Here is a 9,029-nt window from a genome sequence, read left to right on the forward strand (position 1 = left end):
CGGTGGGGCCCCGGGCGGGGTCTGGCCGCGACGTCGGCCGCTCACGCCCGACGGGGTAGGGACGTCACGCCGACCGGCGGGAGTCCGGCGGCGAGCGAGAGGGTCTTGCAGAACGCGGCCGCGTGGCCGGTCAGGTCGGGGTCGAGTGCGGTCCACGACGCGCGCAGCTCGAGCTGATGGGCCTGCGGTGGCCCGGAGATGTCGCCGTAGCGCACCGAGGCGGTACTGGTGACTGTCCCGCCCAGGGACGTGTAAGGTCCGGCGTCCTCCTCCAGGGCCTCGGTGAGCCAGCTCCAGGCGACCCGGGGCAGGAGCGGATCACCGGCGAGCGAGGCCTCCATGTCCGCCTGGATGTAGGCGACCAGTCGGAGGGTGCCGTTCCACGCGTCGTCCCCGGAGGGGTCGTGGAGGAGGATCAGACGGCCGAACGCGTCGCCGTCGGAGAACTCGGGCACATCGTCCCCGCCGGGCGGAATGATCTCCACGCCGAGTGCGTGACTGTACGGCGCCAGTCTCTGAGGCGGACGGATCGGGCCGACGGAGATCTCAGGGCGGACCTCGAGCCGGGACAGCGACTCGACCGCCTCCCGGAAGACCTCGGGCTCGCCGTCATTGACCGATGTGCTCACAGGGCCTCACGCTAGCGACCGGCCGACGGCGGCCCGAGGAGGCGCGCCGTCTGCCACCGGGGTGGGGTGAGGGGCCCCGGTGATGGACTCATGGGACCATGGGGGTGTGCTGAACTCCGATGTGCCCTCGAATCCCAGGTCCGCTGATTCCCGGGGTGCCGGGCCCGCCACGGCTCGACGAGCCGGGACCGGACCCTACCTCGACGAAGTCAGGGGCACCGGCGCCGCCCGCACCCCGGTGTGGTTCATGCGTCAGGCGGGACGCTCGCTCCCCGAGTACCGCGAACTCCGGGCCGGGACCACCATGCTCGAGGCCTGTTTCGATCCCGAGATGACCTGCGAGATCACGGTGCAGCCCGTTAGGCGCCACGGGGTGGACGCCGCCATCTTCTTCTCCGACATCGTCATCCCGCTCGCGGCGGCGGGGGTGGACATCGACATCGTCCCGGGCACCGGGCCGGTGGTCTCCACGCCCATCCGCGACGAGGCCGGGGTCGCCGCCCTGCCCGACCTCACACCGGACCGCCTCGAGAAGATCGGCGAGGCCGTCCGCCTGGTGATCGCCGAGCTCGACCCGCACGTCGCGCTCATCGGATTCGCCGGCGCCCCGTTCACCCTGGCCTCCTACCTCATCGAGGGAGGCCCCAGCCGCAACCACGAGCACACCAAGTCCCTGATGTACTCCCGACCCGACGTCTGGCACGCGCTGATGTCCAAGTTGGCCGATCTGACCACGGTGTTCCTGCGTACCCAGATCGACGCCGGTGTGGACGCGGTGCAGCTGTTCGACTCATGGGCGGGGGCGCTGAGCCTGCGCGACTATCGTTCGATGGTGCTGCCGCATTCGGCCGGGATCTTCTCGGACGAGGTGATCTCCACCGTTCCCCGGACGCACTTCGGGGTGGGCACCGGGGAGCTCCTCGGCGCCATGGGGGAGGCCGGTCCGGAGGTGGTCGGGGTGGACTGGCGGATCCCGCTGGACGACGCCGCCGGGCGGGTGCCGGGGAAGGTGCTCCAGGGCAACCTCGACCCCGCCATGCTGTTCGCCGATCGCCCCGCCCTGGACTCCGAGGTCCGCCGGATCCTCGACGAGGGTTCGCGCGCGCGTGAGCTCGGAGCCCGCGGCCACGTGTTCAACCTGGGGCACGGGGTCCTGCCCGCCACCGACCCGGGCGCCGTGACCCATGTGGTGGAGCTGGTCCACGAACTGAGCGGGAAGTAGGGGTGGCGCCTCGAGTCGCAGTGGTCGGTGGTGGCCTGAGCGGCCTGACCGCCGCCTATCAGCTCGCCCTCGACCTTCCTGACGCCCGGATCACGGTGCTCGAGGCGTCCGACATCCCGGGCGGGGCGCTGCACACGGTCGACTTCCCGTCCGGGCCTATGGAGCTTGGGGCCGAGGCCTTCATCGGCCGTCGCCCGGAAGCATCCGAACTCGTCGCCGAGCTGGGCCTGACCGACGCCCTGCGCCATCCCGGCCCGCTCGGCCCGGCGATCCTCACCGGCGGCCGGCTGGTCCCGATGCCGCCCGGCACCGTCATGGGGCTGCCGTCCGACGTGACCGCCCTGACCGGCGTCCTGACCCCCGCGGAGTCGGACGCCGCCGCCCGCGAGAGGGACACACCACTGGAGTGGGAGCCAGGCGGCGACGTCTCGCTGGGCCGCCTGGTCGCCGAGAGGTTCGGAGACGCGGTGGTCTCGCGACTCGTCGACCCCATGCTCGGCGGCGTGTACGCGGCGCCCAGTTCGGGGCTCGGCCTGCGCCAGGTGGTCCCCGGACTCGCCGAGGTGTTGGACCGGGGTGCCCCGACGCTGACCGACGCTGTAGGTCAGCTCGTGGGTGACCGCGTCCCGGGACCCGTGTTCGCCACCCTGGACGGTGGATACAGGACACTCGTGGGGTCGCTGATCGAGGCCTCGGGGGCGCGCGTGCGCACACAGGCCGCCTGCACCGCCCTCCATCGGGAAGAGACCGGCTACACCCTGACCGTCACCGGCGCACGCGGGTCATGGGTCGAGGAGGCCGACCTCGTCGTCGTCGCCGTCCCCGTCCCCCACGCCGCGCCGCTCCTGGCCGCGGCCGGTGGAGTGGACGACGCGGTGACCGGCCTGACCGGCATCCGGACGGCCTCGTCCGCGGTGGTGGCGATGGAGGTGGACAGGGGGCTGGGCCTGCCCGAGCTGTCCGGCGTGTTGGTGGCCACCGACGAGCCGGTGCCGTTCAAGGCGATGACCTTCACCAGTCGCAAGTGGCCCCATCTCGACACCCGGCCCGGCCACCTGGTGAGGGTGTCGTTCGGGCGACTGGACGACGACGAGGTGCTCCTCGCCGACGACATCGCGCTCGCCCGGATGGCTGAATCCGCCCTGGCCGGCGTGTGCGGATCCGCGCCGAGTATCCTGCACTCCCGCGTCCGGCGCTGGCAGGACTCCCTCGCGGAGATCGGGCCGGCGCACGCCGACCGGATCGCGGACGTGCGGGCCGTACTGGCGGACCGGCTCCCCGGGGTGGAGGTGGTCGGAGGGGCGACCGAGGGGGTCGGTGTGCCCGCGTGCATCGGTTCCGCGCGGGCCGCGGCCCGGCGGCTGGCGGCAGGGTGGCAGGATTGAGACATGGCACGCCTCGACTACAAGAAGCTCAACTCGACCCTCCGGTACCTCATGTTCTCGGTCTTCACCGTGACCCCCGGGAAGCTGGGGGAGGACCGGGCCGCGGTCACCGCTGACCTCGAGCGGTTCCTCGCGCGGTTCGACGACACGGACGTGGTGGTCCGCGGGCTCTACGACGTCTCGGGGTTGCGGGCCGAGGCCGACTTCATGATCTGGACCCACGCCGAGCACATGGAGGATCTCCAGCGGTTCTACAACGAGTTCCGGCGCACCACCATCCTGGGTCGGGCCAGCACCGCCTACTGGTCCAACACCGCCCTGCACCGGCCCGCGGAGTTCAACAAGAGCCACATCCCGGCCTTCCTCGCCGAGGAGGAACCGGGCGCGTACATCTCCGTGTACCCGTTCGTCCGGTCCTACGAGTGGTACCTGCTCCCCGACGAGGAGCGTCGCCGCATCCTCGCCGAGCACGGGCGCGCCGCCCGCGAATACCCGGACGTCCGCGCCAACACCGTGCCGTCCTTCTCGCTCGGCGACTACGAATGGCTCCTGGCCTTCGAGGCCCCGCAACTGGATCGGATCGTCGACCTCATGCGCGTCATGCGCAGCACCGAGGCGCGCCGTCACGTGCGCGAGGAGATCCCGTTCTTCACCGGTCCCCGGGTCAGCGCCGAGCAGCTCGCCACCTCGATGCCCTGATCAGTCCTCGGCGGGTTCGAGGGTCATGCTCACCGAGTTGATGCAGTACCTCAGATCGGTGGGGGTGGGGTAGCCCTCGCCCGAGAAGACATGCCCCAGGTGGCCGTGGCAGTTCGCGCACAACACCTCGGTCCGGGTCATCCCGAGGGAGGTGTCCGTCCGCTCGATGACGGCCCCGCCGGCCAACGGCGTGAAGAACGAGGGCCAGCCGCAGTGGGAGTCGAACTTGGCGTCGCTGCGGAACAGCTCGGCCCCGCAGCCACGGCACCGGTAGACCCCTTCGGTCTTGGTGTCGGTGTACTCGCCGGTGTACGGCCGCTCGGTGCCCGCCCGGCGCAGGACCTGGTACTCCTCCGGGGTCAGCCTGCGGCGCCACTCGGCGTCATCGAGGGTGAAGGAGGGGTGCGGGGTGTTGGAGGGGGTGTCGGTGCGCTCACTCATGCCCGCAGGCTACGCCGCCGCCGCGGCCGGTGCGATCCGCTCGTGCCGACGCGGGTCCGTCCGACGCCACAGCAGGATCGCCAGCACGGTGCAGAGCAGCAACAGCCATCCGAGCGTGGGGTGGGCGAACTCCAGCAGGCGCCCGTAGTACGGCCATCGCGCCGACTCCCAGAAGTCGAGTGTGAAGAACCCGTAGGCCGCCAACCAGGCGGGCCAGTTGCGGACGAACGACTTGTCCAGCACCACGGTGAGCATGATGGGGATGAGCATCATCGAGTAGTACATCTGGCCGAGGCTGGAGACCAGGAACACACCGGTCAGGATGACCCCGGAGGTGGTGGCGAGCCACAACACCTCGTGGTTGTGCCGGTAGTCGAGCAGGAGATACACGGCCAGCAGGGTGGCCACCACGATGAGGATCCGGGCAACCAGGATGAGCGGGTCGGGGACGCCGTAGTACAGACCGAGCCCGGCGATGGAGCTGTTGTAGTAGTCGCGGACCTCGCTCATGTAGGGCGCGGTGACCTCGAGATACCGGCCGGCGTCCACGGTGAGCGCCCACCCCGCGGCCATCGTGGCGGCGGGGATCGCCAGGGCGGCCACGAAGGGCTGCCACTGTCGACGGATCAGCGGGAGGACCAGCAGAGGCGCGAGCATCGGCTTGATCGCCAGTGACAGCCCCATCGCGACCCCGGCCCACCACAGTCGCCTGCGGTACAGCAGATAGAGGAAGGACACCTGGCACAGGAAGATCACGCCGTTGACGTTCGTGAACACCAGGGTGTTGGTGACCGCCTCGGTACAGAACGCGCCCAGAAGGATCGCCGGGGCGGCGAACGACCGCACGTCGAGGTCGAACAATCGCATGAGAAGCCACAGTGCGGCGATGATCGCGGCGGCGTTGACCAGGATGAACAGCCACCGGGCCACCGTGTAGTTGTCGATCACGCCGAAGGGGGCCAGGAGGAACGTGCCGCTCGGGGCGTAGAGATAGTGCGGTTGAACCGTGAGCAGGTTCTCGCTGTAGACGGGTTCGCCCGCGAGGAAGCGCCTGGTCGCCGCGTAGACGGTCCCGAAGTCGTTCGTGATGGATCCGTTGACGGCCTTGATGAGCACGCGATGGATCACCGTCATGATCGCCAACGGCCACAGGATCTGGTTCAACAGGCGGGGCACGGAGTCAGTGCTTCGGGTCGGCAACGGCACGGTGTGCAGGCTACCGGTCGGGGGCACGTCCTTCTCGTAGGCGCCCCGGGTCAGGACGGGCAGGCCACGGATCGGTCGACGGTGGTCGGGTCGGCGAGGAAGCCCGAGAGGGTCGACCGGGCGCACGCCGAGTGGAGCACCACCCACGATCCGGGAGCGCCCCAGGTGAGAATCCGGATGTCTCCCGCCCCGGCGCCGGTCAGCATGCCCGCGGTGGGTTCCAGGGCGGCGGCGCCGGCGACGGGGTCCGCGATCCCTCCCATGAGGAGCACGGGCACGGATCCGGGCAGCTCCACGGGCGTGCGTTCCGGGACGGGCCAGGTCGAACAGGCGGAGAGCTGGGCGGCCAGGATCTCCCCGAAGGGTGCGTCGTCCGCCCATTCGGTGGCGAGCTCGGGTACGCGGTTGACCGGAACCCGCCTGGGCAGGTCGGAGCACTCCGCGACGTACGGAAGTGAGGAGCTCCTCAACGCCTCCGCCCGGGCACGCACCAACGGACCGGGGGCGCCCGCATCGGGGTCCGTCCCCGCGATCTCACCGAGGATCTCGTCCCCGTCGGACGCCTCCGCTGCGGAGGCACCGGACAGGTCGGTGAGTGCGGATCGGATCACGTCGGACAGGAGCGCGGCCGGCACGCGGGCCCCGGGATCTCTCGCGGCGTCGAGGGCGCGGGAGACGGCCTCGACCCTCTGTTCCCCGTCGCCCGGGCCGCACTCGGGACGAGTGCAGGAGGCCGCCCACAGCCGTAACGCGGTATCGGAGCCGTCGAGCGCGGATCGCGCGGCGGTCTCCTGGTCGCCGTCCCACGGTGCGGGGGAGTCCAGGACCAGGAGCGACAACCGATCGGGGTGTGCCCCGGCGTAGTCCAGGGCGGTGCGGGCGCCCGAGCCCAGGGCGAGCACCGCGAGCCCCGGCACACCCCACGACCGACGCAGTTCCTCGAGGTTCTCCGCCGCCCCGGCGGCACCGAAGTCGAGTTCCCGCCCGGCGAGCTGATCAGTGCAGGACTGCGCGGTCTGGGCGAGTTCGCCGCGGAGGTCCGGTGCCCCGGGGTCCGTACCCCGCTCGGCGAGTTCGTCCAGCGTGCGGCGGGCCGACGGGGTCAGGCAGGCACCGGCGGGTCCGGTGCGGCCGATGTGGTCGAGGATCACCAGCGGATGCGATCCCACGATCTCGGTGCCCGCCGAGGCGAACCTGATCGCGAGCGAGTCGGCGGGATCGCCGGGTCCGGCCACCACGACCAGGGGGGCTGCGTCCCGAGGTGTGTCCCCGGTGGTGAGGCGGAGGACAGGGGTATCGCCGAGCAGCGCGCAGTCGACCCGGGCGTCTTGGGGAAGCCCGCGGGTCCCGCCCTCCGCACAGGGAATCCACTGGAGCTCGGATCGGGGCGTCTCCCAGTCTGGTGGGGTGATGAGTTCCGCTTCGCTGTCGGGAGCGGGCGCGCGACCGGGGCCGTCACCGGTGGCCAGTCGCGGTCCCGAGGCGGGTAGGGGAGCACACCCGGCCACGGCCACGACTGCGACGAGCGCGGTGAGCACCGCGCGGGTGGAACGGGCGCCACGTCTCCCGGTCAACGGACGCCCTCACCGACCACCCAGCGGGTGTACAGGCCTCCCGACGGGCAGGAGAACGCCGAGACGACGCGCATCGGCACCCGGGTGTATCCATGCCCGTGGCCCGGGGTCAGTGTCGAGTCGTCGCCTCCGACGATCACCTCCGGCGCCACCGAGAGGACGAGCTCATCCACGGCGCGTTCCGAGAGGAGCTCCCCGAGGAGTCGGGGGCCACCCTCGAAGTCCACCTCGGCGGCGTGGAGGCGGGATGCCAACGCACGGACGGCGGCACCGGTCGGGCCCGGGTCGAGCACATGGACGGTCACGCCCCGTGCCCGCGCGGCCCCGACGAGCCGGGGGTCCGTCTCGTGTGCCGCCGCGATCTGCATCCTGTCGTCGGTGTCGGCACAGAGGTCGATCAGCTCGTCGGGAAGGGACCGGGTGAGTACGAGGATGGTGGGCGCGGGCCTTGTCCGCCTGTCCGCCCAGACCTGGCTGACCTCGGCGGGCCCGTAGTGCTCGGCCAACGCCGTGCCGGAGCCCACCAGGACGAGGTCGGCGCGGGCCCTCATGGCGTCGTAGACCAGGCGGTCGGTGGGCGTTCCCAGGCCCCCGCTCCGGCCGTCGACGGTCGTGGTGCCGTCGACGGAGGCGATCATGACAGCACGGATCACCGGTGCCGCGGTCGGGCTCTCCGGCCGGAGCGCGGCCCAGATCGCGTCGAGCGACGCCGGGTCGTCGCCGAGCGCTGGTGGTCGTGTCGACAGCACCCGGGCCTCCTTCCGTTCTTCACGCCTGTCGCCCCACGATAGGCTCATCGCATGGTCTCCCGCCTCGTTGACGTCACCCCGGTGGTCCCTGCCGACCAACTCGTGGCCCAGATGGTCCCGCCGTCGATGTTCGATGACGTGAGTTTCGATTCCTACATCCCCGACCCTGCCGAGCCCTCGCAGGAGGCCGCGGTCACCGCCTGTCGGCGATTCGCGGAGTCGGTGGTGGCCCGTCGCACCCCGAAGAAGGGACTGTTCGGGCGTCGGCCCAAGTCGGTGGAAGGCGCGGGGATCTACCTCGACGGTGGCTTCGGGGTGGGCAAGACCCACCTGTTGACCTCGATCTATCACACGTGTCCCGAACCGAAGGCGTTCGGCACGTTCGTCGAGCTCACGCACGTCGTGGGCGCCCTGGGCTTCAACCGGGCGGTCGAGGAGCTGTCCGGACACTCCGTCCTGTGTATCGACGAGTTCGAACTCGACGATCCCGGCGACACCATGCTGGTGTCCCGGCTGCTCGCGGAACTCACCACGGCGGGTGTCAGCGTCGCCGCGACCTCCAACACCCTCCCCGAGCAGCTCGGTGAGGGTCGTTTCGCGGCCAAGGACTTCATGCGCGAGATCCGCAAGATGTCGGGGATCTTCGAGTCGATCCGGGTCGACGGGCCCGACTACCGGCATCGCAACCTGCCCCCGGCGCCGGACCCGATGTCCGACGAGGCGCTCGAGGCGGACGCCGAGGCGGAACCCGGGTCGACGCTGGACGACTTCGACGCGTTGTGCGGGCACCTGGCCACCCTCCACCCGTCCAAGTACAACCGCCTCGTCGACGGGGTGACCAGGGTGTGCCTCCGGGACGTCGGCCCGCTGCCGGACCAGGCCATCGCACTGCGCCTGGTCGTCCTGGCGGACCGCCTCTACGACGCCGGTATCCCCGTCCGCAACTCGGGGCAGAAGCTGGACGCGATCTTCACCGAGGAGATGCTCGCCGGCGGATACCGGAAGAAATATCTCCGGGCCACGTCCCGGCTCCTCGCGCTGTCACGCTTCGAGACGGTGGGCGGCTGAGCCGGGATCGAGACCGCCCGTACCGGCAGTCCACGCGATCCACCCACCAGTCCACC

Annotated in this window: 9 protein-coding genes; 4 read left to right on the forward strand and 5 right to left on the reverse strand. The window is 70.9% G+C overall.

Features of this window, described 5'->3' with window-relative positions; all coding sequences use genetic code 11:
• Positions 1–41 precede the first annotated feature (41 nt).
• Complete coding sequence (locus IY392_RS14450; RefSeq protein ID WP_182613192.1) at positions 42–629, reverse strand: DUF3000 domain-containing protein; 588 nt, start codon at positions 627–629, stop codon at positions 42–44.
• Between the two features lie 82 nt (positions 630–711).
• Here IY392_RS14450 and hemE point away from each other — a divergent pair, with 82 nt between their 5' ends.
• The 3 genes from hemE to hemQ are packed head-to-tail and all read left to right on the forward strand — an operon-like array spanning position 712 to position 3,935.
• Positions 712–1,851, forward strand: coding sequence for a uroporphyrinogen decarboxylase (hemE, locus tag IY392_RS14455; RefSeq protein WP_228549446.1), 1,140 nt, complete (start codon positions 712–714; stop codon positions 1,849–1,851).
• A 2-nt stretch (positions 1,852–1,853) separates the two neighbouring features.
• On the forward strand, positions 1,854–3,236 hold the full coding sequence (locus IY392_RS14460; protein WP_194861588.1) for an FAD-dependent oxidoreductase: 1,383 nt from the start codon (positions 1,854–1,856) through the stop codon (positions 3,234–3,236).
• Between the two features lie 3 nt (positions 3,237–3,239).
• Entirely contained in the window at positions 3,240–3,935 is a 696-nt protein-coding gene (gene hemQ / locus IY392_RS14465; RefSeq protein ID WP_107756573.1) for a hydrogen peroxide-dependent heme synthase, read from the forward strand.
• On the opposite strand, the gene msrB is transcribed toward hemQ, so the two are convergent.
• From msrB to IY392_RS14485, 4 genes are all read right to left on the reverse strand, one after another.
• Positions 3,936–4,376, reverse strand: coding sequence for a peptide-methionine (R)-S-oxide reductase MsrB (gene msrB / locus IY392_RS14470; RefSeq protein ID WP_107756572.1), 441 nt, complete (start codon positions 4,374–4,376; stop codon positions 3,936–3,938). It lies immediately after the preceding gene.
• Between the two features lie 9 nt (positions 4,377–4,385).
• Positions 4,386–5,552 (reverse strand): glycosyltransferase family 87 protein, encoded by a 1,167-nt coding sequence (locus tag IY392_RS14475; RefSeq protein WP_309230170.1) that lies wholly within the window; start codon positions 5,550–5,552, stop codon positions 4,386–4,388.
• 80 nt (positions 5,553–5,632) lie between these two features.
• Entirely contained in the window at positions 5,633–7,156 is a 1,524-nt protein-coding gene (locus tag IY392_RS14480; RefSeq protein WP_228549447.1) for an alpha/beta hydrolase, read from the reverse strand.
• The gene (locus IY392_RS14485) at positions 7,153–7,905 is read right to left on the reverse strand and encodes a dihydrofolate reductase family protein (protein ID WP_194861589.1); all 753 of its coding nucleotides are present in this window, start codon (positions 7,903–7,905) and stop codon (positions 7,153–7,155) included. The genes IY392_RS14480 and IY392_RS14485 overlap by 4 nt, the downstream gene beginning before the upstream one ends.
• 51 nt (positions 7,906–7,956) lie before the next feature.
• Here IY392_RS14485 and zapE point away from each other — a divergent pair, with 51 nt between their 5' ends.
• Positions 7,957–8,973, forward strand: coding sequence for a cell division protein ZapE (gene zapE, locus IY392_RS14490; protein WP_194861590.1), 1,017 nt, complete (start codon positions 7,957–7,959; stop codon positions 8,971–8,973).
• The last annotated feature ends 56 nt before the right edge of the window (positions 8,974–9,029 follow it).

The organism is Dietzia sp. SYD-A1 (genome assembly GCF_015356725.1).
Classification (GTDB): Bacteria; Actinomycetota; Actinomycetes; order Mycobacteriales; family Mycobacteriaceae; genus Dietzia.

Excerpts from the sequence above, each read along its gene's own strand:
- hemE (WP_228549446.1), top strand. The coding sequence starts at position 712 with ATGGACTCATGGGACCATGGGGGTGTGCTGAACTCCGATGTGCCCTCG.
- hemQ (WP_107756573.1), top strand. The coding sequence starts at position 3,240 with ATGGCACGCCTCGACTACAAGAAGCTCAACTCGACCCTCCGGTACCTC.
- msrB (WP_107756572.1), bottom strand. The coding sequence starts at position 4,376 with ATGAGTGAGCGCACCGACACCCCCTCCAACACCCCGCACCCCTCCTTC.
- zapE (WP_194861590.1), top strand. The coding sequence starts at position 7,957 with ATGGTCTCCCGCCTCGTTGACGTCACCCCGGTGGTCCCTGCCGACCAA.